Here is a 26,086-nt window from a genome sequence, read left to right as displayed (position 1 = left end):
CGATGCGCACCGCCCACGCGAGCGTCAACCGGGCGCTGCTCGGGCTGGTCGGCGTGCTCCTGCTCGGCGCCGGCGGGCTGGTCCTGCTGGGCGGCCTGGACCTGCCGGCCCGCCTGCACCTCGACCTGCCGTCCGGCTGGCCCTGGGCCCGCCCGGACGACGTCCTGCTCCCGGCGGCGGACCGCACCCGCTTCACCGGCCGCGGCTGGTGGTGGCCGGCGGTCATCGCCGGGCTCGCCGTCCTGGTGCTGTTGCTGCTGTGGTGGCTGCTGGCGCAGTTGCGGCGGCGCCGGCTCGGCACGGTGCTGGTGGACACCGGTGACGGTGCGGGTGCGACGGTGCGGGGCCGGGCGCTGGAGGACGTCCTGGCGGCCGGGGCGGCGGCGGTGGACGGCGTCGACCGGGCGGCTGCGGTGCTGACCGGCCGCCGCACCGCGCCGCAGGTGCGCGCCCTGCTCGTCCTCGCCCCGCACGCCGACCCCGGGACCGTGGTGCTGCGGCTCTCCGAGACGGCGCTGACCGACGCCCGCACCTCGGCCGGCTTGGAGCGCCTGCCCGCCGAGGTCCGCCTGCGGGCGGTCCGCCATCGGCCGGAACGGGTCGGCTAGGACGGGCCCGAGGGGGCGGGACGGCCCCGCGGCCCGTCCCGCCCCGCCGGCCTCAGAAGCCGCGCCGGGCCCCGCCGTCCACCGGGACCATCACGCCCGTCAGATAGGACGCGGCGGGGGAGAGGAGGAAGGCGGCGGTGCGGCCGAACTCCGCGGGGTCGCCGTAGCGGCGCAGCGGGATGGTGGCGGAGTTGCGGGCGCGGGAGCCCTCGGGGTCGCCGGAGAGCTCGTCGAGCTGGGTCATCCGGTCGGTGGCGATCCGGCCGGGGAGGACGCCGACGACGCGGATGCCGCGCGGCCCGACCTCGTCGGCCAGGGACTTGGCGAAGCCGGCGAGGCCCGGGCGCAGGCCGTTGGAGACGGTGAGCCCGGCGATCGGCTCGTACACCGAGCCGGAGAGCACGAAGCCGATGACGCCGCCCTCGCCCAGCTCGGCGGCGGCGGTCCGGGCGAACCGCACCGCGCCGAGGAAGACCGTCTCGAAGGACGTCCGCCACTCGTCGTCGGTGTTGCCGGCGGCGGTGCCGGGCGGCGGGCCGCCCACGCTGATCAGGACGCCGTCGAAGCGGCCGAAGCGCTCCCGGGCGGCGGCCACCAGACGGGCCGGGGCCTGCGCGTCGGAGTTGTCGGCGGCCACGCCCAGGGCCCGCTCGCCCAGGGTGGCGGCCGCCTCGGCCGCGGCCTCCTCGGTGCGGCCGGTGAGCACCACATTGGCGCCGTCGGCGACCAGTTCGCGGGCGGTGGCGAAGCCCAGGCCCCGGGTGGCGCCGGTGACGAGATACGTCCGGTCGGTGAGTCCAAGATCCATGGCCCTAGTCTGCCCCCGCCCCGTCCTGCAACGCGAAGGCGGTCCCCACCAGGCCGACATGGCTGAACGCCTGCGGGAAGTTGCCCAACTGGCGCCTCGCGGCCGGGTCGTACTCCTCCGAGAGCAGCCCCACGTCGTTCCGCAGCGTCAGCAGGTGCTCGAACAGCTTCCGGGCCGCCGCCCGCCGTCCGGTCAGCAGCAGCGCGTCCGCCAGCCAGAACGAGCAGACCAGGAACGCGCCCTCGCCGCCCGGCAGTCCGTCCACCGACCGCCCCTCGGTGCTGTAGCGGCGGACCAGACCGTCGTGCGAGAGCTCGCGGCGCACCGTGTCGACGGTGGAGACCACCCGCGGATCGTCCCCCGGCAGGAAGCCGACCCGTGGGATGAGCAGCGTCGCGGCGTCCAGCTCCCGGGAGCCGTAGGACTGGGTGAAGGCGCCGCGTTCGGCGTCGTAGCCGCGCGCGCAGACCTCCCGGTGCACGTCGTCGCGCATCGCCCGCCAGCGGTTCACGTCCCCGCCGAGCCTGGGGTGCCGCTCCAGCGCCCGTACCGCGCGGTCGGCCGCGACCCAGGCCATGACCTTGGAGTGCACGAAGTGCCGGCGCGGGCCGCGGATCTCCCAGATGCCCTCGTCGGGATCGCGCCAGGTGGACTCCAGGTAGTCCACCACCGCCCGCTGGATGCTCCAGGCGTGCGGCTCGGCCGGCAGGCCCGCGGTGCGCGCGACATGGAACGAGTCGATCACCTCGCCGTAGACGTCGAGCTGCCGCTGCCGGACGGCGGCGTTGCCGATCCGCACCGGCAGCGAGTCCTGGTACCCGGACAGCCACGGCAGCTCGAACTCCGGCAGCCGCCGCTCCCCGGCCAGCCCGTACATGATCTGCAGGTCGTCGGGGGCGCCGGCCACCGCGCGCAGCAGCCAGTCCCGCCAGGCGCCGGCCTCGTCCAGATACCCGGCGCAGATCAGGGAGTTCAGGGTCAGGCTGGCGTCCCGCAGCCAGCAGTAGCGGTAGTCCCAGTTGCGGACCCCGCCCGGCTCCTCGGGCAGCGAGGTGGTGGGGGCCGCGACGATCCCGCCGGTGGGCGCGTAGGTGAGCGCCTTGAGGGTGATCAGGGAGCGGATCACCGCGGCGCGGTACGGGCCGTCGTAGCGGCACCGCGCGGACCAGGTGTGCCAGTCGTCGGTGGTCTCCGCCAGCGCCTCGAACGGGTCGATCTGGTCGGGGCGGGGCTCGTGCGAGGGGTGCCAGGTCAGCACGAACGCGGTGCGCTCGCCGGCGGCGACGGCGAAGTCGGAGCGGGTGCTGAAGTCCTTGCCGTAGGTGCTGCCCTGGGCCGGGGTGCGCAGCCAGACCGAGTCCGGGCCGGCGACCGCCACCCGGCTTCCCTCGGTGGCGCGCACCCACGGCACCACCCGCCCGTAGTCGAACCGCAGCCGCAGCTCCCCGCGCATCTCCACCCGGCCGCGCAGCCCTTCGACGATCCGCACGAGGTCGGGCATCCGGTCGCGCTGCGGCATGAAGTCGGTGACCCGGACGCTGCCCTCGGGGGTCTCCCAGACGGTGTCGAGGATCAGCGAGTCGCCGCGGTAGGCGCGTTCGGCGCGGGCCTCGGCGGAGCGCGGCGCCAGGGTCCAGTGGCCGTTGTCCCGGCCGCCGACGAGGGCGGCGAAGCAGGCGGGGGAGTCGAAGCGGGGCAGGCACAGCCAGTCGACGGAGCCGTCCCGGCCGACGAGCGCGGCGGTCTGGAGGTCGCCGATGAGCGCGTAGTCCTCGATGCGTGGATGCACTCCGCGGCCTTTCCCGCGCCGCGGGTGCGTTAGTCGGGGGCGACCGCCGTCCGGGCTACGGCCTCCGCGGCCTCCGCGGCCTGCTCGTCCCGCTCGGCGGGCTCGGTCGGCTCGGCCTGCGCGGCCGCGGCGGCCAGCCGGTCGCGGCGCTCCCGGCGGACCAGCACGACCCAGCCGACCGGCACCGCCGCCGCGAACAGCCACCACTGGACCGCGTACGCCATGTGCGGCCCGATGGAGTCGTGGTCCGGCTCGGGCACCTGCTCGGGGGAGTCCGTCTTGGGCGCGGTCTGCTCGATGTAGCCGCCGAGCATCCGGTGGCCGCTGAGCCTCGCCTGCTGCCCGCTGTTGATCAGCATGACCTGGCGGGGCGGCAGGCCCTTGGTGTCCTTGATCCCGCTGGCCGCGGTGGTCTCGTCGGCCATCAGCCGGCCGGTGACCGTGACCGTGCCCTTGGGGGCGGCCGGCACGTGCGGGAACTTGGTGAGGTCGTCGCCGGTCGGGATCCAGCCGCGGTTGACCACCACTGCCTGGCCGTTGCCGAGCACCAGCGGCGTCAGGACGTAGTAACCGATCTTCTGCTCGTCGGCGGCGGTGCGCTGGCGGACGACGACCTCGTGCGCGGTGTCGTAGCTTCCGGTGGCGGTGACCCGGCGCCACATCTCGCCGTGCGGCAGGGGCCGGCCGACCGCGGTCAGGTCGGTCACCGGGACCGGGGTGGCGGCGAGGTTGTGCGCGATCTGCGCGTTCTGCGCCACCTTGTGCTGATGGCGGTGGAACTGCCAGAACCCCAGCTTGATCATGACCGGGATCAGCACGAGGCCCACGAGGGTGAGGATCACCCATTGCCGGGACAACAGGAAGCGGTACACGGCAGCGACGGTACCTCGCGGCCCCCGGCGCCCGGCCCGCGGGTCCCCCCGGCAGCGGCCCGCGGCAGGCCGGCCGGGACCGCGGCGCGCGCCGGACGCCGCGGCCGGGAGCGGCGTCAGACCCGGTCGACGATGCCCACCCGCCCCGCCGAGCGGGCGCAGTGCGCACCGCAGTACCACTGCCCCTCCGCCTCCACGCCCTGCCCGATGATCTGCACACGGCAGTGCTCGCAGATCGGCGCCATGCGGTGGATCGCGCAGGAGAAGCAGTCGAAGACGTGCACCGCGCCCTGCGCGTGCACCTCGAACGTCATGCCGTAGTCGTTTCCGCAAACCTCACAACGTGCCATGCGCCACAGCGTGCGGGCGGGGCCGCCGACGGGCGAGGTGCCGGCGGGTGTGTTGGCCGGGCTTCACCCGGACGCCGGTGCCGCCGGCCGGACGTCCTGGAGAAGCTGCATGAACGCCGCCTCGTCGACGACGGCGGTGCCGAACGAGGCGGCCTTGACCGTCTTGGACGTGCGGGCGTCCGGGTCGTTGGTCACCAGCAGGCTCGTCAGCCGGGACACGCTCGTCGCCACGTGCAGTCCGGCCTCGGTCGCCCGGTCCTCCAGCAGCTCGCGGTCGACGGAGGTGTCGCCCGAGAACGCGACCCGCATGCCCTGGACCAGCCGGCCGCCGGGCTCGTAGCGCCCCGGGTTCGGGTACGGGCAGGCCGGGCGCTTGCGGGACGGCCGCCAGGCCGCGGGGCGGTAGGCGGAGCCGGTGGCGCGCGGGCGGGGCGCGGGGGCGTCGGACCACTCCGTCAGCGGCTGGCAGGTCAGCAGCGGCAGCCGGACGTCGGTCTGCGCGGCCCGGCGCAGGCTGGGGCGGAACGCCTCGGCCAGCACCCGGGCGTCGTCCAGGGCGTGGTGGGCGCGTTCCTGGACGACGCCGAAGTGCGCGGCGAGGGACTCCAGCTTGTGGTTGGGCAGCGGCAGGCCCAGCTCCTTGGAGAGCGCGATGGTGCACAGCCGCTGGCGCACCGGGGCGACGGCGGAGGCGCGGGCGTACTCGCGGGCCAGCATCGACCAGTCGAACATGGCGTTGTGCGCGACCAGCACCCGGTCGGCCAGCCGGGCGGAGAGCTCCGGTACGACCTCGGGGAAGAGCGGCGCGTCGGCCAGCACCTCGCTCGTCAGCCCGTGGATCCAGACCGGGCCGGGATCGCGCTGCGGGTTGACGAGGGTGTACCAGGAGTCCTGGAACTCGCCCTGGGCGTCGAGTTGGTACACGGCGGCGGAGATGATCCGGTCGTCGCGGGCCAGGCCGGTGGTCTCCACGTCGACCACCGCGTATCCCTGGGGATACCCGGCCGGCCAGTCGGCCGGCGGCGTCTGCGGGCCCGGCTGCCGGCCGATCTTCGGCGCGATCGAGGGGGCGGCTGCGCTGCGGTCTTCGAGCATGGTCACTGAGGATACGGGCCACCACCGACAGCCACCGAACCGCCGGGGCACATCCGGCCGGGACGCCCGGGCGGATCCGGCCGCGCGACGCGCACCACCGGGGCCGATGCGGCGCCGTCACGGGGCCGACGCCGCATCAGCCCGGCCGTCGCGAACGGGCCTTCGGCGCGGGCCCGGCGGCGCCCTCGCGGCTCCCGCCCGGCCCGGGGGCTACCGCCGGTACGTCCACCGGGGCTACCGCCGGTACGCCCGCCCCCGAAGCTGACGCCCGGTCTTACATACTTCTGAGTAACAACCCCTAGCCGTACGCCCGTCGGCGCACTTATGGTGCGGGGCATGCCGCACCTGCCCGATGTCGTGTTGTGGTCCGTGCCCGCCTTCGTCCTGCTCACCGTGGTGGAGATGGTGAGCTACCGCCTGCACCCCGACGACGACGCCGCCGGCTACGAGACGCGGGACGCGGCCACCAGCGTCACCATGGGGCTCGGCAGCCTGGTCTTCGACGCGCTGTGGAAGATACCGATCGTGGCGCTCTACGCCGCGCTCTACGAGCTGACGCCGCTGCGCATCCCCGTCACGTGGTGGACGCTGCCGCTGATGCTGCTCGCCCAGGACTTCTTCTACTACTGGTCGCACCGCGGCCACCACGTGATCCGGGTGCTGTGGGCCTGCCACGTGGTCCACCACTCCAGCGAGAAGTTCAACCTCACCACCGCGCTGCGGCAGCCCTGGACGACGTGGACGGTCTGGCCCTTCTACGTGCCGATGGTCGCGCTGGGCGTGCACCCGGCAGTGGTCGCCTTCACCTCCGGCGCCAACCTCGTCTACCAGTTCTGGGTCCACACCGAGCGGATCGGCACCCTGCCCCGCCCCGTCGAGTTCGTCTTCAACACCCCCTCCCACCACCGCGTCCACCACGCCTCCCAAGGCGGCTATCTGGACCGCAACTTCGGCGGGATCCTGATCGTCTGGGACCGGATGTTCGGCTCGTTCGTCCCCGAGACCGAGCGGCCCGTCTTCGGCCTCACCAAGAACATCAGGACCTTCAACCCGCTGCGGGTCGCCACCCACGAGTACGCCGCCATCGCCCGCGACGTCCGGGCCGCCGAGAGCTGGGGCGAGCGCGCCGGCCGGGTGTTCCGCGGGCCCGGCTGGCAGCCGGCCCGACTCCGGGACGCGGCACCGGCCGGCACCACCGGGGCCGCGGCCGACACGGCCGTGGAGACCGGTGCGCAAGCCGGCGGCCGCCCCGCCGCGGACCGGGCCCCGGCCGCCGAGCCGGCCGGCTCCCCCGTCGGGGAGTCCGCCGCGTGAGACCCCTCGCGCCCCGGCCGCGCGCCGCACGGGCCCTGCTCGTCGCCTTCGCCGTACTGGCCGTCGGCCATCTCGCCGCCCTCCTGGCGCACGCCGCCGCCGCGCCCGGCAGCGGCTCCGCCTCCTTCGCCGACACCGCCGTCCACCTGACCAAACCGGCCCTGATGCCGCTGCTCGCCGCCCATGTCCTGCTCCGCGGCGGCCCGCCGCTGCTGGCCGGGGCGCTGCTGTTCGGCTGCGGCGGCGACACCTTCCTCCAGATCGGCGGCGAGCGCGCGTTCCGCGCCGGCATGGGGTCGTTCGCCGCCGGACACCTCTGCTACCTGCTGCTCTTCGCCCGGCACGGCGGCCCGATCGGCCCCCGCCGGGCGCGCACCGCCGCGGTCGCCGGGCTGTACGCCGCAGCCCTGGTCGGCACCGTGCTGCTGCTGTGGCCCGACCTGCCCGCCGACCTGCGGATCCCGGTCGCCGGGTACAGCCTGCTGCTCACCGCGACGGCGTTCGGCGCGCTCCGCGCCGGCCCCCGTGCCGCCGCCGGCGGACTGCTCTTCATGCTCTCCGACTCCCTGATCGCCGGCGGCCTCGCCCACTGGCCGCACCTTCCCGCCCCCCAGTTCTGGATCATGCTCACCTACACGGCGGCCCAATACGCCCTCGCCCTGGGGGTGTTGGCGGCCGCCGCAGCCCCGGACGAGCCGGCGCCCCCGGCGCCGCGCCCACCGGTCGCGTACGGTGCCGCTTGAGTCTCCCCCCGTGGGAGACCCGAAGGTGGAGGCATGTACGAGGACGGCACGGAACTGCTTCCGATCGGCGCGCTGTCGCGCCTGACCGGCATCCCGGTCAAAACCATCAGGAACTGGTCGGACCAGGACCTGCTGCCGCCCGCCGCCCGCACCCCCGCGGGCTACCGCCTCTACGGAACCGACGCCCCCGACCGCCTGGAGATCGTGCGCAGCCTGCGCGAACTGGGCGTCGGGACGGCGGCGATCCGCGCCGTCCTGCGCCGCGAGCGGACCCTCGCCGACACGGCGGCGTGCTCGGCCGACGCACTGGACGCGCAGATCTCCGCACTGCGCGCCCAGAGCGCCGTGCTGCGGGCGGTGGCCGTACGGGGCAGCGCAGCAGAGGAGCTGCCGCAGATGACCCGACTCGCCCGCCAGACGGCCGGGGAACGCCGCCGGATCGTCGCCGACGCCATCGACGACGCCCTGAGGGGAATACCTGCCCCCTCCTACCGCGGCGGCCTGCTGGCCGCCACCCCTGACCTGCCCGAGGACCCCACCCCCGAACAGCTCGCCGCCTGGACCGAACTGGCCGACCTGGTCCATGACCCGGAACTCCGCGCCGCCTGGCGCCGGTTGGCCGCCTACAGCGCCCGTATGACCGCCGGGACCGGCACGGCTCCCGGCGGCGACCCCGCGGCCACGGCCGAAGCCGAAGCCGGCGCCCGGCGCGTCGCCGCCCTGATGCACACCCGCGCCGAGACCGCCCTCGCCGACGGCGTCGCACCGGACTCGCCCGCCGCCGCACCGGTCGTGGCCGAGCTGGTGGCCGCCTGGCTCCCCACCCAGGCGGGCCCGCCCGTCGCCCGCCACCACCCTTCGCCGGAAGCGCTTCGCGCTGCTGTATCACCCCCGCCCACCGAGGACGGCCCGGCCGCCCGGGCCCGGCTGCTGGAGCAGCTGGAGGCCGTCGCCGAACCCCTCGTCGAGCGCTACTGGCGGCTGCTGTGCACCGTCACCGGCCGCCCCGCGCCGCCCCGTTGGGAGGCCGCCGGCGCCTGGACGGCCGCTGCCCTGCGCGCCCACCTCACCCCCGTGGAGGTGGACCGCGGCGCCTTCGCCGGCACCGACCCGGAGCGGGTGCTGTACGCCTACGAGCGGGTCGTCGGCGCCGTCGGCGGGCTCGTCGCCGGTCTGCGGCCGGCGGACCTGGCGCGACCCACCCCGTGCGGCGCATGGACCGTGCGGGAACTGCTCGACCACATGGTGTGGGAGAGCCTGATGGTCGCCTCGATCGCCGAGGGGACGCCGCGTACCGACCACACCGCCGACCACCTCGGCGACGACCCCCGCACGGCCTTCGAGGAGTCCGCCCGCGACGCGCTCGCGGTCTTCCGGAGCAGCGGGATGACGGTCCGCACCTTCGGCCCCCACCAGGCGCCCGGCGCGCTGTTCGTCCAACAGGTCGTGATCGAACTCCTCGCGCACGGCTGGGACTTGGCGCGGGCGATCGGCGCCCCGACCGTGCTGGCGCCGGAGGTCGCCGAGGAGACCCTGGCGGCGGCGCGGCGCCTCTACGGGGCCGCGCCGCGCACCGAGGGCGGCTCGTTCGCCCCGGAGCGCCCCGCCCCGCCCGGGGCCACCGCCGCGGACCGGCTCGCCGCCTACCTGGGCCGCGCGGTGTGACGGACCGGCGGCACCGGTCCGCCGCCGGTCCGTCACCGGGCAGCCGCTACCGCACGGCCTTCAGCGCGTCGACGATGCCGTAGCCGAAGTGGCTGTTGACGTGCCGGGTGCCGGTGCAGGTGGCGTCGCCCGCCGGGCAACCGGGGTTGTCGGCCTGCTCCTTGAGCAGCCACCGGATCTCCTGCGGGCTCGCCTTGGGGTGGGCGCTCTTCAGGAGCGCCGCCACGCCCGCGACATGCGGGGAGGCCATCGACGTCCCGGAGTAGAACGCCCAGTCGCCACCGGGGATCGTGGAGAGGATGTTGCCGTTCTTGGCGGGCGGTTCGGGTACCTGCCGGGCGTCGCCGCCCGGTGCGGCCACGTCGATCTGCCCCAGGCCGTAGTTGGAGTAGCCGGACTTCAGGCCGTGCGATCCGGTCGCCGCGACGGTCACCGTCCCCGGCAGCTGGGTCGGCACGTCCCAGCAGGTCCTGGGGCTTATGGTGCGGGTGACGGGGGTGGAGTCGTTGGGGCTGCCGGTGTCGGTGAGCTTGTCGGCGGCGAGGTCGGTGTCGGCGTTGCCCGCGGCGGCGACGTTCACCACGCCCTTGTCCTGGGCGTACTTCGCCGCCCGGCCGACCGCGTCGACGATGGCCGCCTGGTCGGCGTCGTCCTTGCAGTTGAACATCCACGGGTCGACGAAATAGCTGTTGTTGGTGACCTGGACGCCGTGGTCGGCGGCGAAGACGAAGGCGCAGACCACGCTCTCGGCGTAGAAGAAGCCGGCCCCGGGCTCGCTGACCCTGATGGCGGAGACCTTCACGCCCGGCGCGACGCCGGTCACCCCGACGCCGTTGCGGGCGGCGGCGATGGTGCCCGCCACATGCGTGCCGTGCGCGTCGCCCACCGGGTCGCGGGGCCGCCAGGCCCCCGGGGAGGTGTCGGGCACCCCGCCCACACAGCTGGCGGACTGCCGGGCAGAGAAGTTCGGTTCGAGGTCCGGGTGGGTGTCGTCCACGCCGGTGTCGATGACCGCGACGGTCACCTTGCGGCTGCCGGGGTTCACCCTGGCCGCCCGGTCGGCCTTGATGGCGGGGATGTCCCACTGGAGCGGCTCCAGCGGCTCCTCGCCCTCCGCCTTCGCCGTCCGCTCCGCCGCCACGAGCTCGGCCCTCGTCAGCCGCTGCGGCCGGCCGAAGTCGGCGGTGCCGGACGGCTTCAGCGGCGCGGTACGGGTCGCGCCCGCCGACTGCACGCCCGCCACCGTCCGCATGGTGGCGGCGAACCGGGGGTTGGCCGCATGGGCGACGATCACGCCTATCCGGTCGTGGGCGGTGACCACCGTGCCGCCGGCGCGGGCTATCGCCTGCTCGACCCTGCCGACCGTGGCATGGCCGGGGACGGTGTTGACCACGTAGGAGAGCAGCGGGCCGTCGGCCGGCGGCGCGGCGCCGGCCGCGTCCGGGAGGAAGCCGAGCGACGCCGTCAGCGCCAGCCCGAGCGGTACGGCCAGGGCCCGCAGGAGTCTGTGGCGGGGATGTGCAAGGGGGCGTGCCATGGGTACTCCACCTCGTCCGTCGGACCGCCGGGGCGCGGGGCGCGCACCGGCGGTTGCACGAGAGGTGAAGCTAGCGGCGATCACCGGCGCACAGCAACGGAACGCGGAAAAAACCTCTCAGGGGTGGCAAATCGGCGCCCGGTCAGGTGGTTTGACGCGCCATCAGGTATGCGCGGGGGCGCGTCGCCGCCGGCGTCCTCAGTCCCGGCGTCCCGCGCTGTCGCGGTGCCGCAGGGTGCCCATGCTCAGCGGTGGCAGCGGGATCCGCGGCCCGTACCAGCGCCGGGGCTCCCGCCCGGGGCGCGGCCGGGACGGGGTGGCGCTGATCGGCATGGAGAGCCGGACGCTGCCGTAAGGGCGCCGGCGCGGGGCGTGCGGAGCCGGGTCCGGTGGGGGCGGCGGAGTCATGACCGGCTCAACGAAGCGTCGCCCGAGCGGTGGCGGCCGGTGCACCCTTTCCCCTGATTTCTTCGGGAATTCAACCATCCACCGTCTGTCGCATCGCGGCCAATCCCCTTACGATGCGTGATCCATGTCACTTATCGGGGCCTTATTTCCGGCTCCGCATCAGCTCGCCGAACGTCAGGAGACTCCGTGATCACCGCACCCCACGCCGACCGGGGACCACACGACCCGCCCGACTACCCCCAGGTGCAGTCGAGCCCGGAGTTCGCCGAACTCCGGCGCGCCCAGCGGTCGTTCGCCTTCCCGCTCACCCTCGCCTTCGTCCTCTGGTACCTCGGCTACGTGCTGCTGTCGAGCTACGCCGGCGGCTTCATGGCCACCAAGGTCGCCGGCCACCTCAACGTCGCCTTCGTGCTCGGCATCGCCCAGTTCGCCACCACGTTCCTGATCGCCTGGTGGTACTCCCGGCACGCCGCCACCCGGCTCGACCCCCGGGCCGAGGCCCTGCGGGCCCGCCTGGACGGCCCGGCACCGGCGACCGCCCCGCAGGCCGGTACGGCGCGGACCGGACCCGCGCGGGCCGTCCCGGAGGACGGCCCCGAGCAGACCGGTGTCCAGGAGGCCGGCGCATGAACCTCACCCCCCACCTCGCCGCCGGCGCCGCCGGTGAGCACCGCACCCTGATCGTCACCCTCTTCGCCGTCTTCGTCGCCGCCACCCTCGGCCTCACCGTCTGGGCAGGCCGGCAGACCAAGGGCGCCGACGACTTCTACGCCGGCGGCCGGAAGTTCAGCGGCTTCCAGAACGGCCTGGCCATCTCCGGCGACTACATGTCCGCCGCGTCCTTCCTCGGCATCGCCGGCGCCATCGCCCTCTTCGGCTACGACGGCTTCCTCTACTCCATCGGCTTCCTCGTCGCCTGGCTCGTCGCGCTCCTCCTCGTCGCCGAACCACTGCGCAACTCCGGCCGCTTCACCATGGGCGACGTCCTCGCCTACCGGATGCGCCAGCGCCCGGTCCGCACCGCCGCCGGCACCTCCACCATCGTCGTCTCGATCTTCTACCTGCTCGCGCAGATGGCCGGTGCCGGTGCCCTGGTGACGCTGCTGCTGGGCATCACCAGCGAGGCCGGCAAGATCCTCGTCGTCGTCCTCGTCGGCATCGTGATGATCCTCTACGTCACCATCGGCGGAATGAAGGGCACCACCTGGGTCCAGATGGTCAAGGCCGTGCTGCTGATCGCCGGCACCCTGCTCATCACCTTCCTGGTGGCGTGGAAGTTCCACTTCAACCTCTCCGCCCTGCTCGGCGCCGCCGCCGAGAACAGCGGCAAGGGCGCAGCCTTCCTGGAACCGGGCCTCAAGTACGGCGCCACCGCCACCTCGAAGATCGACTTCATCTCGCTCGGCCTCGCCCTCGTCCTGGGCACCGCGGGCCTGCCGCACATCCTCATCCGCTTCTACACCGTGCCCACCGCCAAAGCCGCCCGGAAGTCGGTGAACTGGGCGATCGGCATCATCGGCGTCTTCTACCTGATGACCCTGGCCCTCGGCTTCGGCGCCGCCGCCCTCCTCAAGCCCGGCGTCATCACCCACGACAACAAGGCCGGCAACACCGCGGCCCCGCTCCTCGCCCAGGAGATCGGCGGCGGCGCGGGCTCCACCGGCGGCGCCGTCCTGCTCGCCGTCATCTCCGCCGTCGCCTTCGCCACCATCCTCGCCGTGGTCGCCGGCCTCACCCTCGCCTCGTCCTCCTCCTTCGCCCACGACATCTACGTCAACGTGCTCCGCAAGGGACGGGCCACCGAGAAGGAAGAAGTCGGCGCGGCCCGCTGGGCCACCGTCGGCGTCGGCGCGATCGCCGTCGTCCTCGGCGTCTTCGCCCGCAGCCTCAACGTCGCCGGACTGGTGGCCCTCGCCTTCGCCGTCGCCGCCTCCGCCAACCTCCCGACCCTCCTCTACAGCCTCTTCTGGAAGCGCTTCACCACCCAGGGCGCCCTGTGGTCCATCTACGGCGGCCTGCTCTCCTCCGTCCTCCTCGTCCTCTTCTCGCCGGTCGTCTCCGGCAAGGAGAGCTCGATGTTCCCCGGCGCCCACTTCGCGGTGTTCCCCCTGGAGAACCCGGGCCTGATCTCCATCCCCCTGGGCTTCCTCCTCGGCTGGGCCGGCTCCCTCCTCTCCAAGGAACAGCCGGACGCCGCCAAGTACGCCGAACTGGAGGTCCGCTCCCTCACCGGAAGCGGCGCCCACTGAGCCCCTCCTCCCAGGCACTGAGCCGTCCCTACAGCCCCCGGGCGGGGTGACCTCGTAGAGACCTACGAGGTCACCCCGCCCACCTCGTGCTTCTCACGCCTCCTCACTGTCGGACCCATCGCGTAGTCTCGAAGGCGTACTGATCGACGGACCGGTCCGGACTCTCGGGGAGGGGGCCCAGTGCTCATCGACACCTACGGCCGCATCGCCACCGACCTGCGGGTCTCGCTCACCGACCGGTGCAATCTGCGATGCACCTACTGCATGCCCGAAGAGGGCCTCCAGTGGCTCGCCAAGCCCGACCTGCTCACCGACGACGAGATCGTCCGCCTGATCGGCATCGCCGTCCGCGACCTCGGCGTCGAGGAGGTCCGCTTCACCGGCGGCGAGCCGCTGCTCCGCCCCGGCCTGGTCGGCATCGTCGAGCGGGTCGCCGCCCTCGCCCCCCGCCCCCGAATGTCGCTGACCACCAACGGCATCGGCCTGGCACGCACCGCCACCGCCCTGCGCACCGCCGGCCTCGACCGGGTCAACGTCTCCCTCGACACCCTCCGGCCCGACGTCTTCCAGGCCCTGACCCGCCGCAAGCGCCACGCCGACGTCCTGCACGGCCTGGAGGCCGCCCGCGCCGCCGGCCTCACCCCCGTCAAGGTCAACACCGTCCTGATGCCCGGCCTCAACGCCGACGAGGCCCCCGACCTCCTGGCCTGGGCCGTCGAGAACGACTACGAGCTCCGCTTCATCGAGCAGATGCCGCTGGACGCCCAACACGGCTGGAAGCGCGAGGGAATGATCACCGCCGGCGACATCCTCGCCTCGCTGCGCACCCGCTTCACCCTCACCCCCGAGGCCCAGGAGGAGCGCGGCTCCGCCCCCGCCGAGCGCTGGCTCGTCGACGGCGGCCCGCACCGCGTCGGCGTCATCGCCTCGGTGACCCGCCCCTTCTGCCGCGCCTGCGACCGCACCCGGCTCACCGCCGACGGCCAGATCCGCACCTGCCTCTTCGCCACCGAGGAGACCGACCTGCGCGCCGCGCTGCGCTCCGGCGCCCCCGACGCCGAGATAGCCCGCCTCTGGAAGGTGGCCATGTGGGGCAAGAAGGCCGGGTCCGGCCTCGACGACCCGACCTTCCACCAGCCGGACCGCCCGATGTCAGCCATCGGAGGCTGACCGCGCCCGCTCCCACTCCTCCAGCGTCACCACGTCCTTGAGGAATCCGCGCACGCCCAGGAACTGCGACAGATGCTCCCGGTGTTCCTCGCACGCCAGCCAGGTCTTGCGCCGGTCCGGGGTGTGCAGCTTCGGGTTGTTCCAGGCCAGCACCCACACCGCGGCGGCGCGGCAGCCCTTGGCCGAGCAGATGACGGTACTCGCGGAATCGTTCGGGGAGTTCACTCCTCAACCCTACGACCCGGCCCGCGCCCGCTTCCGTCGCCGTCGCTCCGAGAAGCCGGCGCTCCGGTGTGCGGACATGACGACGCCGGGCAGCCACGGGGGGAGCCGCCCGGCGTCGGTCCGTCGCTCCGACGGGGGATGCGGAGCGCGTACGCAGTATGTCACGGGGAGCGGCGTGCGGTGCAGCGGAACCACATGATTGATCTGAGCTTTTCTTGAGCTTTGCTGAGCCAACCGGGTGCGGCGAAGCTCAGCCCCGCTCCTCGCGCGACTGCGCGGACTCCTCCGCCCGCCGTTCCGGAACGGATTCCGCCGAGCCCGTCGTCAGTGCCCGCCGGGAGGCGGTCACCAGCGTCGACGGCAGCGAAGGGACGTTCTCCCGGCCGGCGTTGGCGATGACCACCGCGATGTAGGGAAGCCCCATCCCGATGACGAGCGTTGCAATGGCAATCGGCCGCTCGACGTTCCAGAGCACCGCCGTGAGCACCACGGCGACCGTCCGCACCGCCATCGAGATCACATACCGCCGCTGGCGCCCCCGCACATCCTCGGTCAGCCCCTGACGGGCCCCCGTGATCCGGAAGGTCTGTGCACCGGCGCTCTGCTTCCGCATCACGTTCCACCACCTGCTCGGTCCCGCCGGATTCTCCCCGCACTCCGGTCGGAATCCACGGTACGCCGCCCCTCACCGCCTTACGAGACCGGGTCGCGTCGGCGGCGTACGGAGCGCTCCGCCGTATGCCGTAGCCGTGCGTCGGCCGTCGGTGCGCCCGGCCCTCCCACCGGGCGGGCCGGACCACAGCCCCGCGCCCACCCGTCGGAAGCGTCCTAGGTCCTGTCGTCGAACTCCCGTCTGCCGTCCGGCGCCCGGCACGCACTCTCGCCGCACCGGGCGAACAACGGGAGTTCGACGACAGGACCTAGCGGCCGATGATCTGGGCCAGCTTGCGGCCGGCCTTGAGGTACGCGGTGCCGTCGTCGCCGGAGAGCTTCTCCGCCAGCACCTCGGCCAGCGGACGCACCGCGTCGGCCTCGCCCAGCACATGCGTCGACTGGCCGGACGCACCCTCGACCACCAGCCGCAGCGCGTTCTGCTTCGCCAGCCGCCGCGCCGCCGAGGCGCTCGGAGTGAACTCCAGCACCGTCGTCAGCACCGCCGCCACCGTCAGCGCGCCGTGCTCACCGGCGTCCACCACCGGCAGCGACTCCACGTCCGCGAACGACTTCTTGGAGAACTGCGCCACGAAGCCGGCCCGGGCCGCCATCGCCGCGTCCAGCCCGTAGAGCGCCGCCACGACCTCGCCGGCGAGGACCTTCTTGAGGTCCATCGGGTGCAGCGAACGGTCCGCCACCCGGCCCAGGGCCAGCGTGACCTCCTCGTCCGTCCACTCCGTCCACGCCTTGAGGTACGGCTCCATCAGCCGGTCCGGCACCGACATGATCTTGCCGAAGACATCGTCGGCGGGCGCGCTCAGCCCGACGTAATTGCCCTTGGACTTCGACATCTTGGCGCCGGTGCCGTCGGTGCCCTCGATCAGCGGCATGGTCACCACCAGCTGCGGCCGCTGCCCGCGCAGCTCCATCAGCTTGCGGCCCATCTGGAGGTTGAGCAGCTGGTCGGAACCGCCCAGCTCCACGTCGCACTCCAGCGCCACCGAGTCCAGGCCCTGCGCGATCGGGTACAGCAGCTCGGTCATCGTCAGGCCCGAACCGGCCGCCAGCCGGTTGCGGAAGTCCTCGCGCTGCAACAGCTGCGAGGCCGGCACCTGGGCGAGCAGCCCCAGCAGCTCCGGGAAGGTGTACGGCGCCAGCCACTCGCTGTTCTGCCGGAAGCTGACCTTCTCGAAGTCGAAGAAGGGACGCACCTGCTCGCGGTAGGTGGCGAGGTTGTGCGCGATGTCCTCGTCGGTCAGCGGCGGACGCTCGGCCGTACGGCCCGACGGGTCGCCGATCTTCGCGGTGAAGTCGCCGATGATGAGCGTGACGTCGTGGCCCAGGCGCTGGAAGCGGCTCAGGATGATCAGCGGCACCGCGTGCCCGAGGTGCACATCGGTCGCCGTCGGGTCGATGCCCAGCTTGACGTGCAGGCCCTTGCCGGCGGCCCGGCGCTCCTCGATGCGCTCGGCGAGCTTCTCCACGCCCGGCAGCACCTCGACCGTCCGGGACGCGATCAGCTCGGCCTGCTCCTTGGCGGGCAGGTCCGTCAGGTCGAGATAGCGCCGCTCACCGGTCTCCCTGAGCAGCTCCCGGACGGTGTCGTCCGAGGAGAGGTCGGTGGAGAGCAGTGCGCTGGCGCGGGCGACGGATTCGCCGAGGCGTGTCATGGCGTTCCTGATCGATCGTGGTTCCCGAGAGGGAGGACAGGGCGACAGTCTATTAGGCCGGGATCGGCCGCTCACCGCGATATCCGCCCGGCCCGGCGAGCCCCCCGCGGCCCGCACACCGCGGCCGGTACCGGGCCCGGCACCGGCCGCCCGCCCCTCGCGCCCCCGGTCACACCCCCGGGCTGACCGAACTCATGTTGAAGTCCGGCACCCGCAGCGGCGGCATCGCCGTCCGCGGGAAGTAGTCGCCCCACTCCCGCGACAGCGTCCGCTCGGTACGGCCCGCCGCCACCGCCCGGCCCAGCAGGTCCACCGGCGACTCGTTGAACCGGAAGTTGTTCACCGCGCCGGTCACCTCGCCGTGCTCCACCAGATAGACCCCGTCCCGGGTGAGCCCGGTCAGCAGCAGCGTCGCCGGATCGACCTCGCGGATGTACCACAGGCAGGTCAGCAGCAGCGTCGGGCCGTCGTGGCCGGCGGCGGCCACCATCGCGTCGAGGGTCTGCGAACCGCCGCCCTCCAGCAGGAGGTTGTCGACGGCCGGCGCCACCGGCAGCCCGGTGAGCGCGGCACCGTGCCGGGTGGCCACCAGCCGGTCCAGCACCCCCTCGCGCACCCAGTCGGTGGCGGCCAGCGGCAGCCCGTTGTCGAAGACCGAGGCGTCCGCCCCGGAGGAGTGGGCCAGCACGAACGGGGCGCACTCCAGCCCGGGGGCCGCCGGATCGCTGCGCAGCGTCAGCGGCAGCGCGGCGAGCCGGTCGCCGATCCGGGTCCGGGCCGCGCCCTGCCCGCCCCCGGCCTTGGAGAAGACCGTCCGGCCCTCGGCGGCGTCCCGCGCGGTGGCCGACCACTGCTGGTAGACCAGCAGGTCGGCGACGGCGCTCGGCGGCAGCAGCGTGTCGTGGCGGCCGGCGGGCAGCTCGACCCGGCGCTCGGCCCAGCCCAGCCGCCGGGCCAGCTCGGCGTCCAGCTCCCGCGGATCGGTGTCGGCGAAGTCCCGGGTGGCCCGGCCGGCCCAGGCCGAACGGGTACGGTCCGGGGACTTGGCGTTCAGCTCCAGCGTCCCGGTGGGCTGGTCGTGCCGCAGCCGCAGCCCCGTCGAGCTGCCCAGATACGACGAGACCACGGTGTGCTGGGCGAAGCCGTACAGCTCGCGGCCGCCGGCCCGGGCCTGCCGGAAGGACTCCCCGAGGGCCGGGGCGAACGCGGCGAAGACGTCCGAGGAGGTCTCCGCGGGATCGTCGGTGAAGCCGGCCGCCGGCTCCCCGCCCGCGACCAGCGGCCGGGCGTCCTCGGCCGGCCCGGCGTCCCGGGCGGCCGCCTCCGCGGCCCGCACCAGCGGCTCCAGGTCCAGCGCGGTCACCGCGGACCGCGAGACCACCCCGGACGCGGTGCCCTCCGCGCCGTCCACGGTCGCCACGACCGTGACCGTCCGGCCCCGAGCGGTGCCGTTGGTGGTGAGGGCGTTGCCCGCCCAGCGCAGATTGACACCGGAGTGCTCCTCCGCGATGACCACACAGCCGTCGGCACGGGACAGCGCAAGCGCCCGCTCCACGATCTCGTACGGCCGGTTGCTGCGCCTACCGTGCGGACTCATCGCCCCGCCTCCTGCGTCGTGTTGAGCACGTTCACACCCTCGAAGACCGCCGACGGGCAGCCGTGGGAGACCGCCGCGATCTGGCCCGGCTGGGCCTTGCCGCAGTTGAAGGCGCCGCCCAGGACATAGGTCTGCGGGCCGCCCAGCGCGGTCATCGACCGCCAGAAGTCGGTGGTGGTCGCCTGGTAGGCGACGTCCCGCAGCTGCCCGGCCGGCCGGCCGTTGCGGATGAGGTAAGCCCGCTGCTGGGTGAACTGAAAGTTGTAGCGCTGCATGTCGATGGACCACGACCGGTCGCCGACGAGATAGATGCCCCGTTCCACCCCGGCGATCAGCTCCTCGGTGGACGGCCCGTCCGGCGCCGGACGGAGCGAGACGTTCGCCATCCGCTGGACCGGCACATGGGCGGGGGAGTCCGCGTACGCGCAGCCGTTGGACCGCGGGAACCCCTTCAACCTGGCCATTCTGCGGTCGAGTTGGTAGCCCGTCAGAACACCGTCCCGGATCAGGTCCCAGGACTGGGCGGCCACCCCCTCGTCGTCGTAGCCGACCGTGGCCAGGCCGTGCTCGGCGGTCCGGTCGCCGGTCACCTGCATGAGCGGCGAGCCGTACACCAGCGAGCCCAACTGGTCGAAGGTGGCGAACGAGGTGCCCGCGTACGCCGCCTCGTAGCCCAGCGCCCGGTCCAGCTCGGTGGCGTGGCCGACCGACTCGTGGATCGTCAGCCAGAGGTTGGACGGGTCGATCACCAGGTCGTAGGCGCCCGGCTCGACGCTCGGGGCGCGCAGCTTCTCGGCGAGGTGCTCGGGCATCGCGGCCAGTTCCGCGTCCCAGTCGTGGCCGCCGGTCAGATACTCCCAGCCGCGGCCGACCGGCGGCGCCAGGGTGCGCATCGACTCGAAGTCGCCGGTGGCCGGGTCCACCGCGACCGCGGTCAGCTCCGGGTGCAGCCGGATCCGCTGCTGGGTGGTGCTGGTGCCGGCGGTGTCCGCGTAGAACTTGTTCTCCTGGGCCGCCAGCAGCTGCGCGTCGACGTGCGCCACCCCCGGGGCCGCCAGCAGCCGGGCGCTCCACTCGGCGAGCAGCCCGGTCTTCTCGGCGTCCGGCACGTCGAACGGGTTCACCTCGTAGGACGAGACCCAGGTGCGGTCCGCGTGGACGGGCTCGTCGGCCAGCTCCACCTTCTCCCCGGTGCCGGCCGTCTCGGCCACCCGGGCGGACAGCTTCGCCATCGCCACCGCCTGCCCGGCCACCCGCGCCGCGGCGTCCATGGTCAGGTCCACGCCGGACGCGAAGCCCCAGGCGCCGTTGTGCACCACCCGCACCGCGTACCCGAGGTCGGTGGTGTCGGAGGTGGCGGAGGTACGGGCGTCCCGCAGCCGCCACAGTGCGCTGCGCACCCGCTCCAGGCGGAAGTCGGCGTGTTCCGCGCCCAGCGCGCGGGCCCGCGCCAGTGCGGCGTCGGCCAGCGCGCGCAGCGGCAGCGCGCGGAAGGTCTCGTCAAGGTCGTGGGGTGCGGCTGGCACGGCATCCTCCGGTAGTCGGCGGGTGCATCATGCCGTGCCGCGGTGCCTCCTGGCGCGCTTCTGTGGAGACCCGACCTGGCACGCTTCTGTGGAGACCCGACAGTGAACCGGGGCACGCCCCTGTCCGGGCTCGATTCCCCGGATGGGCGCCCCGACCGATAGTTTCGTACCGAACGCAAGACGGACGGGAAACGGAAAGGGTGATCTCTTGAGCCGCTCGGTTCTGGTCACCGGAGGCAATCGCGGCATCGGCCTGGCCATTGCCCGCGCCTTCGCCGAGGCAGGCGACAAGGTCGCCATCACCTACCGCTCGGGCGAGCCCCCGGCGGGATTTTTGGCCGTGAAGTGCGACATCACGGACGCCGAGCAGGTCGAGCAGGCGTACAAGGAGATCGAGGAGAAGCACGGCCCGGTCGAGGTGCTGGTGGCCAACGCCGGCATCACCCGCGACCAGCTGCTGATGCGGATGTCCGAGGAGGACTTCAGCACCGTCCTCGACACCAACCTCACCGGCACCTTCCGTGTGGTCAAGCGCGCCAACCGCGCGATGCTGCGGGCCCGCAAGGGCCGGGTCGTGCTGATCTCGTCCGTGGTCGGCCTGATGGGCGGGGCGGGGCAGTCGAACTACGCCGCCTCCAAGGCCGCGCTGGTCGGCTTCGCCCGCTCGCTCGCCCGTGAGCTGGGCAGCCGCAACATCACCGTCAACGTCGTCGCCCCCGGCTTCGTCGACACCGACATGACCCGGGTGCTCAGCGACGAGCAGCGGGAGAACATCGTGAAGCAGGTGCCGCTGGCGCGTTACGCCCAGCCCGAGGAGGTCGCCGCCTCGGTCCGCTTCCTGGCCTCCGACGAGGCCGCGTACATCACCGGAGCCGTCATTCCCGTCGACGGCGGATTGGGCATGGGGCACTGATCAGCATGAGTGGAATCCTCGCAGGCAAGCGCATCCTGGTCACCGGGGTGCTGACCGAGTCGTCGATCGCGTTCCAGGCGGCCAAGGTCGCCCAGAACGAGGGCGCCGAGGTCATCCTCACCGGCTTCGGCCGGCTCTCCCTCGTCGAGCGGATCGCCAAGCGGCTGCCCAAGCCGGCCCCGGTCATCGAGCTGGACGTGACCAACCAGGAGCACCTGGACGGCCTGGCCGACAAGATCCGCGAGCACCAGGGCGAGGACGCCCGCCTCGACGGCATCGTGCACTCCATCGCGTTCGGCCCGCAGGGCGCCTTCAACTTCCTGGAGGCCGGCTGGGAGGACGTCTCGACGGCCGTGCAGGTTTCGGCGTACTCCTACAAGTCGCTGACGATGGCCTGCCTGCCGCTGATGGAGAACGGCGCCTCGATCGTCGGCCTCACCTTCGACGCGCAGATCGCCTGGCCCAAGTACGACTGGATGGGCGTGGCCAAGGCGGCGCTGGAGAGCACCAACCGCTACCTGGCGCGCGACCTGGGCCCGAAGGGCATCCGCTGCAACCTCGTCTCGGCCGGCCCGATCAAGTCGATGGCCGCCAAGTCCATCCCCGGCTTCGAGGAGCTGGCGGACGTGTGGAACCACCGCGCCCCGATCGGCTGGGACCTGGCCGACCCCGAGCCGGCCGGCCGCGGCGTCGTCGGCCTGCTGTCCGACTTCTTCCCGCGCACCACCGGCGAGATCGTCCACGTCGACGGCGGCGTGCACATGATGGGGGCCTGAGAGCCGACGTGAGGGGCTGTTGATTCCCGGCACGGTGGGTGTCTGAGGCCCGGCTCGGCGGGTGCCCGGCGCACGTGATGACGGGCGTCCGTCGCCCGTCATGGGGGTGTGCTGCGTCCGAGTCCTGACAGGAACGGCGTCCGACGCCCCGTCGCGCGCACTGCGTCACCGCCCGTCCCGGGAGACCGGGGCGGGCGGTTGTGCGTTCGGGGGCGTCCGTTCCGGCCCCGGCTCCGGCTCCGGCGAGGGTGTGCCTGCCTGGCGGTGAGCCTCCGTCCCCGTGGGGCGCGAGGTCCGGAACACCCGCTCGTGGGAATGCCGTTCGCTGCGGGAATACCCGCCCCGTCCCGCCCCGTTGAGGGCCCCCGAGGGGGCGCTCGCGACCCTTACGGGGTCTGTTCGACCACCCCTAGGGCCCCCGCCCCCGGCCGGCAGCCGTAGGGGTGCGCGCCGGCCTCGGCGGCGGCCCGTTCGCCGTCCCCGGTGCGGATCGCCTCGACCAGGCGGGAGTGGTCCATGTGGGCCTCGGGACGCAGGACGGCGCCGACGTCGGCCCGCAGGAAGTCGCGCAGCACACCGCCCAGATCGGCGTAGATCGCGGCCAGGACGTCGTTGTGGGCGGCCGCCACCACCGCCATGTGCAGGTTCGCGTCGGCCTCCACGAACGCCTCGGCCGCGCCGGACTTCCAGGCCCGCTCCCGGCGCTCCAGCAGGGCGTCGAGTTGGCGCAGGTCCTGCTCGGTGCGGCGGTGGGCGGCGAGCCGGGCGGCCTCGGCCTCCAGGGCGGAGCGGAGTTCGGCGATGTGCCCGGGGTCGGCGTCGGCGAACCGGCGGTTCATCACCCCGGCCAGCTCGCTGGTCGCGACCACGTACGTGCCCGAGCCCTGCCGGATGTCGAGCAGGCCGTTGTGCGCCAGCGCCCGGACGGCTTCGCGGACGGTGTTGCGCGCCACCCCCAGCTGCTCGACGAGTTCCGGTTCGGTCGGGATACGGGACCCCACCGGCCAGTCGCCGGACGTGATCTGGGCGCGCAGCTGCGCGATCACCTGGTCGGCCAGCGCGGACCGGCGGGGCGAGGTCAGGGGCATGGCTGGGCTCCGGGGTGCTGGGCCCGGTGGGCCGGGCGGGCGGCGGCGCGGACACGGGCGGCTCGGGGTCCGTGGCGTCGTGAGGGCGAGCCGAGGCTACCGATAACCGCTGTACCAGTATTCATCCCATGATTCTATGATGGTGCGTATGGCAGACGAAGACCTCGCGACCCTCGGCCCGGCCGCCGAGCCCCTGACCCCCGCCCCTCTCCCCGACGGCGCCCGCGAGCGCGTCCCGGAGCCCGGGCCCGCCGCCCGCTGGCTGCCGCGGATCGTGATCGCCGGTCTCGTCCTCGCCGCGCTCAATCTCCGCCCGGCGATCACCAGTCTCGGCGCACTGCTCAAGGAGGTGCGTGACGGGCTCGGCATGAGTGGCACCGTCGCCGGCCTGCTGACGTCCGTACCGGCCCTGTGCTTCGCCGTCTTCGGCTTCGCCGCGCCCCGGCTGGCCCGGCGCTGGGGCCCCGGCGCGATCGTCTGCGCCGGGATGGCCGCGATCGCGGTGGGCGTCGTGGTACGCCCGTTCGCCGGCGGTACGCCCGGCTTCCTGGCCGGCAGCGCACTGGCGCTGGCCGGCATCGCGGTCAGCAACGTGCTGCTGCCGGTGGTCATCAAGACCTGGTTCCCCACCAGGGTCGGCCCGATGACCGGCCTCTACTCCATGTCGCTGGCCCTGGGCACCTCGCTCGCCGCGGCGCTCACCGTCCCCATGACGGGTGCGCTGGGTGGCAGTTGGCGCACCGGCCTGGCCGTGTGGGCGCTGCTCGCCGTGGTCGCGGTGCTGCCGTGGCTGGTGCTGCTGCTGCGGCGGTCCGCGTCCGAGGCGGCGGCACCGGGCGGGCAGCCCGCCTCCGGTGAGCCGCCCATACGGATCGCCGCCTCGCCTACCGCCTGGGCGCTGGCCGTCTTCTTCGGCCTCCAGGCCACCGCCGCCTACATCACCATGGGTTGGATGCCGCAGATCTTCCGCGACGCGGGTGTCTCGGCGGGCACCGCGGGGGTGTTGCTGGCCCTCACCATGGCGGTGGGTGTCCCGCTCTCCTTCGTCCTGCCGCGCCTGGCGTCCCGGATGCCGCACCAGGGCCCGCTGGTCGTGGTCCTGGGCGTCTGCGGGCTGGCCGGCTATACGGGGCTGTGGCTGGCGCCGGCCGCCGGTGCCTGGGCCTGGGCGCTGTTGATGGGCATCGCCAACTGCGCCTTCCCACTGGCCCTGACGATGATCGGGATGCGCTCCGCCAGTCCGGCCGGGGTGGTCAAGCTCTCCGCCTTCGCGCAGAGCGTCGGCTATCTGATCTCCATCCCCGGGCCGCTGCTGGTCGGCACGCTCTATCAGCACAGTGGTGGCTGGGGCCGGCCGATCGCGCTGATGGCCGGGCTGATGGTGCCGCAGATCGCGGTCGGTGTGCTGGCGGGGCGGAACCGCCGCATCGAGGACGAGCGGTGACGACGCCGGCCGCGGGCTGAGCGCTGCGGCCGGGGTGCTCGGGCAACTCGGGGCCTGGGCTGACTGGGCGGCCTGGGCTGACTTGGGGCACGGCCGGCGGTGCTCCGGGCCGGCGGTGCTCCGCCGCGCCGGCCGCAGACCGGCCGCGGAGTGCTCTCCTGCGGCTCTTCGGGGCGCGCTTCCGCATGCCCCGCCCGCACTTCGCCCCGCACTTCGCCGCACCGCGCCCTGCCCTGCGAACCCCGTTGCGTGCCCTGCGCGGAGTCGCGCGGTCGGCGGGTGCGACACTGGGCGCATGCCAGTGCTCGAACCGAATCCGCAGGGCAGCCAGAAGAAGCTGCTGCTCGTCCTGGCCCTGATGCTCGGGGTGACCGTCGTCGTCGCGATCGTCGCGAGCATCGCCGCGCCATGACCCGGCGGCGGCCGGCTCCGTGGGGCGGGCCGCCGCGGGCCCCGGGGTGGGGTTGCCCCCCGATCCCCTAGGGGGCGGGTATCAGGGATGTATGGGTGGCTTCCCGGATAGGAACGGCCGCCGGAGATCCGTAGCGTCGGAGTCACACCGCGGAGCCGCGGTGGGCGCGCCACCTGCGGATGGTCGCGCCGTCCCTGCGACCTCTCCTGGAGCCCGCCATGTCCACCGTGTTCGGCCGCCCGTCCGCAGCGAAGGCACCGCGCCTGCGGAAGGCGCTGCCGTGGTGGGGGCTGGCGCTTCCGGTGGTCTCCTTCATAGCCCTGCTGGTGCTGGTGGCCGGCTCCGGTGAGGCGAGTGCGGCCGGTGCGGAGCGGGCCACGGAGAGCCTCGCGCCGCTGCTGGAATTCCTCGCCCGGGTGCTCCGGCTCGCGGGGTGAGCGGGCCCGCGCGCGGGCGCCTTCCAGCGGTGGGCGGGGAGCATCACCCGGCCGAGCGGAGCGCTCCAACACCCCGCGCCGGGCGGCGGGTTTCATGCGAAGCTGGGACGCATGAGCGTCGATACACCCCGCCGGATTGTCCTGCTCCGACACGCCAAGGCCGAATGGTCCGACGAAAGCGACCATGAGCGTCCGCTCGCCGATCGCGGCCGCAAGGACGCCCCGGTCGCCGGCCGCTGGCTGGCCGGAGCCGGTGTCGCCCCCGCACTGACCCTCTGCTCGACCGCCGCTCGCACCCGCGAGACCTGGAAGCTGGTCGTCTCCGAGCTCCCGCACCGCCCGAAGACCGTCTACGACGAGCGGCTCTACGAAGCCTCCCTCGGCGAGCTCATCGCGATCCTGAACGAGACATCCGACGAAGTCGACGACCTGATGGTCGTCGGGCACAATCCCGGGGTGCACGCCCTCGCCGACGCCCTGGCCGGCGAGGCCGAAGGCGATCTGCTGGCGCGGATGAACCGCAGCGGCTTCCCGACGTCGGCCATGGCCGTGCTGACCTTCAACGGCAGCTGGAAGTCGGTCGAGCACGGCATCGGCCGCCTGGTGGCGTTCTGGTCGCCGCACGCCTGAGCGGACTCCGGCGCCCTCGGGACGGCGCGAAAAGGCCCCGGCGCGCTTCCTGCGCACCGGGGCCTTCCTGCTGTCCGGGAGCGGCGGGCCCGCGGGAGGGACCTCG

26 protein-coding genes are annotated in these 26,086 nt (G+C 73.6%); 13 read left to right on the top strand and 13 right to left on the bottom strand.

The annotated features are described in order from the left end of the window. The first annotated feature begins 2 nt into the window (after window positions 1–2). On the top strand, window positions 3–608 hold the full coding sequence (amaP, locus tag K2224_RS25040; RefSeq protein WP_221908752.1) for an alkaline shock response membrane anchor protein AmaP: 606 nt from the start codon (window positions 3–5) through the stop codon (window positions 606–608). A gap of 52 nt (window positions 609–660) precedes the next feature. On the opposite strand, the gene K2224_RS25035 is transcribed toward amaP, so the two are convergent. The 5 genes from K2224_RS25035 to K2224_RS25015 form a co-directional block, all read right to left on the bottom strand. Next, window positions 661–1,416: an SDR family oxidoreductase gene (locus K2224_RS25035; protein WP_221908751.1), complete on the bottom strand. Its 756-nt coding sequence runs from the start codon at window positions 1,414–1,416 to the stop codon at window positions 661–663. A 4-nt stretch (window positions 1,417–1,420) separates the two neighbouring features. Continuing rightward, window positions 1,421–3,205, bottom strand: coding sequence for a glycoside hydrolase family 15 protein (locus K2224_RS25030; protein ID WP_221908750.1), 1,785 nt, complete (start codon window positions 3,203–3,205; stop codon window positions 1,421–1,423). 29 nt (window positions 3,206–3,234) lie between these two features. Continuing rightward, window positions 3,235–4,077, bottom strand: coding sequence for an SURF1 family protein (locus tag K2224_RS25025; protein ID WP_221908749.1), 843 nt, complete (start codon window positions 4,075–4,077; stop codon window positions 3,235–3,237). A gap of 116 nt (window positions 4,078–4,193) precedes the next feature. Continuing rightward, a complete protein-coding gene (locus K2224_RS25020; protein ID WP_159504504.1) occupies window positions 4,194–4,427 on the bottom strand; it encodes a hypothetical protein in 234 nt (77 codons plus the stop codon). A 63-nt stretch (window positions 4,428–4,490) separates the two neighbouring features. Next, a complete protein-coding gene (locus K2224_RS25015) occupies window positions 4,491–5,522 on the bottom strand; it encodes a DEDDh family exonuclease (RefSeq protein WP_221908748.1) in 1,032 nt (343 codons plus the stop codon). A gap of 336 nt (window positions 5,523–5,858) precedes the next feature. On the opposite strand from K2224_RS25015, the gene K2224_RS25010 reads away from it, so the two are divergent. Genes K2224_RS25010 through K2224_RS25000 form a run of 3 tightly spaced genes read left to right on the top strand, consistent with a single transcriptional unit; the run spans window position 5,859 to window position 9,244 of the window. Continuing rightward, the gene (locus tag K2224_RS25010) at window positions 5,859–6,836 is read left to right on the top strand and encodes a sterol desaturase family protein (protein WP_221908747.1); all 978 of its coding nucleotides are present in this window, start codon (window positions 5,859–5,861) and stop codon (window positions 6,834–6,836) included. Beyond that, window positions 6,833–7,579, top strand: coding sequence for a lysoplasmalogenase (locus tag K2224_RS25005; RefSeq protein ID WP_221908746.1), 747 nt, complete (start codon window positions 6,833–6,835; stop codon window positions 7,577–7,579). The genes K2224_RS25010 and K2224_RS25005 overlap by 4 nt, the downstream gene beginning before the upstream one ends. 33 nt (window positions 7,580–7,612) lie before the next feature. Beyond that, window positions 7,613–9,244: a TIGR03086 family metal-binding protein gene (locus tag K2224_RS25000; protein ID WP_221908745.1), complete on the top strand. Its 1,632-nt coding sequence runs from the start codon at window positions 7,613–7,615 to the stop codon at window positions 9,242–9,244. 46 nt (window positions 9,245–9,290) lie between these two features. Here K2224_RS25000 and K2224_RS24995 read toward each other — a convergent pair whose 3' ends face one another. Both K2224_RS24995 and K2224_RS24990 read right to left on the bottom strand, forming a co-directional pair. Beyond that, complete coding sequence (locus K2224_RS24995; RefSeq protein WP_221908744.1) at window positions 9,291–10,781, bottom strand: S8 family serine peptidase; 1,491 nt, start codon at window positions 10,779–10,781, stop codon at window positions 9,291–9,293. 198 nt (window positions 10,782–10,979) lie between these two features. Then, entirely contained in the window at window positions 10,980–11,189 is a 210-nt protein-coding gene (locus K2224_RS24990; RefSeq protein ID WP_221908743.1) for a hypothetical protein, read from the bottom strand. A 186-nt stretch (window positions 11,190–11,375) separates the two neighbouring features. On the opposite strand from K2224_RS24990, the gene K2224_RS24985 reads away from it, so the two are divergent. The 3 genes from K2224_RS24985 (at window position 11,376) to moaA (ending at window position 14,608) form a co-directional block, all read left to right on the top strand. Next, window positions 11,376–11,819: a DUF485 domain-containing protein gene (locus tag K2224_RS24985; RefSeq protein WP_221908742.1), complete on the top strand. Its 444-nt coding sequence runs from the start codon at window positions 11,376–11,378 to the stop codon at window positions 11,817–11,819. After that, the gene (locus K2224_RS24980) at window positions 11,816–13,438 is read left to right on the top strand and encodes a cation acetate symporter (RefSeq protein WP_221908741.1); all 1,623 of its coding nucleotides are present in this window, start codon (window positions 11,816–11,818) and stop codon (window positions 13,436–13,438) included. Before K2224_RS24985 ends, K2224_RS24980 begins: the two co-directional genes overlap by 4 nt. A 180-nt stretch (window positions 13,439–13,618) precedes the next feature. Then, entirely contained in the window at window positions 13,619–14,608 is a 990-nt protein-coding gene (gene moaA, locus K2224_RS24975; protein WP_221908740.1) for a GTP 3',8-cyclase MoaA, read from the top strand. Here the strand turns inward: moaA and K2224_RS24970 are convergent. The 5 genes from K2224_RS24970 to K2224_RS24950 all read right to left on the bottom strand — a co-directional run bounded on the left by K2224_RS24970 (window position 14,591) and on the right by K2224_RS24950 (window position 20,280). Continuing rightward, complete coding sequence (locus K2224_RS24970) at window positions 14,591–14,833, bottom strand: hypothetical protein (protein WP_221908739.1); 243 nt, start codon at window positions 14,831–14,833, stop codon at window positions 14,591–14,593. The genes moaA and K2224_RS24970 overlap by 18 nt on opposite strands. A gap of 250 nt (window positions 14,834–15,083) precedes the next feature. Beyond that, window positions 15,084–15,446 (bottom strand): DUF3099 domain-containing protein, encoded by a 363-nt coding sequence (locus tag K2224_RS24965; protein ID WP_221908738.1) that lies wholly within the window; start codon window positions 15,444–15,446, stop codon window positions 15,084–15,086. 307 nt (window positions 15,447–15,753) lie between these two features. Then, the gene (gene tyrS / locus K2224_RS24960; RefSeq protein WP_221908737.1) at window positions 15,754–17,157 is read right to left on the bottom strand and encodes a tyrosine--tRNA ligase; all 1,404 of its coding nucleotides are present in this window, start codon (window positions 17,155–17,157) and stop codon (window positions 15,754–15,756) included. Between the two features lie 169 nt (window positions 17,158–17,326). Next, window positions 17,327–18,754 carry a metallopeptidase TldD-related protein gene (locus tag K2224_RS24955; protein ID WP_221908736.1) on the bottom strand — a complete coding sequence of 476 codons (1,428 nt, stop codon included), beginning with the start codon at window positions 18,752–18,754 and terminating at the stop codon, window positions 17,327–17,329. Beyond that, complete coding sequence (locus tag K2224_RS24950; protein ID WP_221908735.1) at window positions 18,751–20,280, bottom strand: TldD/PmbA family protein; 1,530 nt, start codon at window positions 20,278–20,280, stop codon at window positions 18,751–18,753. Before K2224_RS24950 ends, K2224_RS24955 begins: the two co-directional genes overlap by 4 nt. Before the next feature lie 208 nt (window positions 20,281–20,488). Here K2224_RS24950 and fabG point away from each other — a divergent pair, with 208 nt between their 5' ends. Beyond that, window positions 20,489–21,193, top strand: a complete 705-nt coding sequence (gene fabG, locus K2224_RS24945; RefSeq protein ID WP_221908734.1) for a 3-oxoacyl-[acyl-carrier-protein] reductase — start codon at window positions 20,489–20,491, stop codon at window positions 21,191–21,193. Window positions 21,194–21,198: 5 nt separating this feature from the next. Further along, window positions 21,199–21,969, top strand: coding sequence for an enoyl-ACP reductase FabI (fabI, locus tag K2224_RS24940; protein WP_221908733.1), 771 nt, complete (start codon window positions 21,199–21,201; stop codon window positions 21,967–21,969). 386 nt (window positions 21,970–22,355) lie between these two features. On the opposite strand, the gene K2224_RS24935 is transcribed toward fabI, so the two are convergent. Next, the gene (locus K2224_RS24935) at window positions 22,356–23,057 is read right to left on the bottom strand and encodes a FadR/GntR family transcriptional regulator (protein WP_221908732.1); all 702 of its coding nucleotides are present in this window, start codon (window positions 23,055–23,057) and stop codon (window positions 22,356–22,358) included. Window positions 23,058–23,205: 148 nt separating this feature from the next. Here K2224_RS24935 and K2224_RS24930 point away from each other — a divergent pair, with 148 nt between their 5' ends. The 4 genes from K2224_RS24930 (at window position 23,206) to K2224_RS24920 (ending at window position 25,980) form a co-directional block, all read left to right on the top strand. Continuing rightward, complete coding sequence (locus tag K2224_RS24930) at window positions 23,206–24,501, top strand: MFS transporter (protein WP_221908731.1); 1,296 nt, start codon at window positions 23,206–23,208, stop codon at window positions 24,499–24,501. A 295-nt stretch (window positions 24,502–24,796) separates the two neighbouring features. Then, complete coding sequence (locus K2224_RS40805; protein ID WP_260693089.1) at window positions 24,797–24,913, top strand: SGM_5486 family transporter-associated protein; 117 nt, start codon at window positions 24,797–24,799, stop codon at window positions 24,911–24,913. Between the two features lie 218 nt (window positions 24,914–25,131). Then, entirely contained in the window at window positions 25,132–25,350 is a 219-nt protein-coding gene (locus tag K2224_RS24925) for a hypothetical protein (RefSeq protein ID WP_221908730.1), read from the top strand. Window positions 25,351–25,461: 111 nt separating this feature from the next. Continuing rightward, a complete protein-coding gene (locus K2224_RS24920) occupies window positions 25,462–25,980 on the top strand; it encodes a histidine phosphatase family protein (RefSeq protein WP_221908729.1) in 519 nt (172 codons plus the stop codon). The last annotated feature ends 106 nt before the right edge of the window (window positions 25,981–26,086 follow it).

Source organism: Streptomyces sp. BHT-5-2, from assembly GCF_019774615.1.
Classification (GTDB): domain Bacteria; phylum Actinomycetota; class Actinomycetes; order Streptomycetales; family Streptomycetaceae; genus Streptomyces.
This window is presented reverse-complemented; position numbering and strand designations above follow the sequence as displayed.

What these genes read in the sequence shown, in the direction of transcription:
- K2224_RS25000 (WP_221908745.1), top strand. Translation starts at nt 7,613, where the DNA reads ATGTACGAGGACGGCACGGAACTGCTTCCGATCGGCGCGCTGTCGCGC.
- K2224_RS24925 (WP_221908730.1), top strand. Translation starts at nt 25,132, where the DNA reads ATGTCCACCGTGTTCGGCCGCCCGTCCGCAGCGAAGGCACCGCGCCTG.
- K2224_RS25020 (WP_159504504.1), bottom strand. Translation starts at nt 4,427, where the DNA reads ATGGCACGTTGTGAGGTTTGCGGAAACGACTACGGCATGACGTTCGAG.
- K2224_RS24980 (WP_221908741.1), top strand. Translation starts at nt 11,816, where the DNA reads ATGAACCTCACCCCCCACCTCGCCGCCGGCGCCGCCGGTGAGCACCGC.
- K2224_RS24990 (WP_221908743.1), bottom strand. Translation starts at nt 11,189, where the DNA reads ATGACTCCGCCGCCCCCACCGGACCCGGCTCCGCACGCCCCGCGCCGG.
- K2224_RS24955 (WP_221908736.1), bottom strand. Translation starts at nt 18,754, where the DNA reads ATGAGTCCGCACGGTAGGCGCAGCAACCGGCCGTACGAGATCGTGGAG.
- K2224_RS25010 (WP_221908747.1), top strand. Translation starts at nt 5,859, where the DNA reads ATGCCGCACCTGCCCGATGTCGTGTTGTGGTCCGTGCCCGCCTTCGTC.
- K2224_RS24930 (WP_221908731.1), top strand. Translation starts at nt 23,206, where the DNA reads ATGGCAGACGAAGACCTCGCGACCCTCGGCCCGGCCGCCGAGCCCCTG.
- K2224_RS24995 (WP_221908744.1), bottom strand. Translation starts at nt 10,781, where the DNA reads ATGGCACGCCCCCTTGCACATCCCCGCCACAGACTCCTGCGGGCCCTG.
- K2224_RS25015 (WP_221908748.1), bottom strand. Translation starts at nt 5,522, where the DNA reads ATGCTCGAAGACCGCAGCGCAGCCGCCCCCTCGATCGCGCCGAAGATC.
- amaP (WP_221908752.1), top strand. Translation starts at nt 3, where the DNA reads ATGCGCACCGCCCACGCGAGCGTCAACCGGGCGCTGCTCGGGCTGGTC.
- K2224_RS25035 (WP_221908751.1), bottom strand. Translation starts at nt 1,416, where the DNA reads ATGGATCTTGGACTCACCGACCGGACGTATCTCGTCACCGGCGCCACC.
- tyrS (WP_221908737.1), bottom strand. Translation starts at nt 17,157, where the DNA reads ATGACACGCCTCGGCGAATCCGTCGCCCGCGCCAGCGCACTGCTCTCC.
- fabI (WP_221908733.1), top strand. Translation starts at nt 21,199, where the DNA reads ATGAGTGGAATCCTCGCAGGCAAGCGCATCCTGGTCACCGGGGTGCTG.
- K2224_RS24935 (WP_221908732.1), bottom strand. Translation starts at nt 23,057, where the DNA reads ATGCCCCTGACCTCGCCCCGCCGGTCCGCGCTGGCCGACCAGGTGATC.
- K2224_RS24965 (WP_221908738.1), bottom strand. Translation starts at nt 15,446, where the DNA reads ATGCGGAAGCAGAGCGCCGGTGCACAGACCTTCCGGATCACGGGGGCC.
- K2224_RS24920 (WP_221908729.1), top strand. Translation starts at nt 25,462, where the DNA reads ATGAGCGTCGATACACCCCGCCGGATTGTCCTGCTCCGACACGCCAAG.
- K2224_RS40805 (WP_260693089.1), top strand. Translation starts at nt 24,797, where the DNA reads ATGCCAGTGCTCGAACCGAATCCGCAGGGCAGCCAGAAGAAGCTGCTG.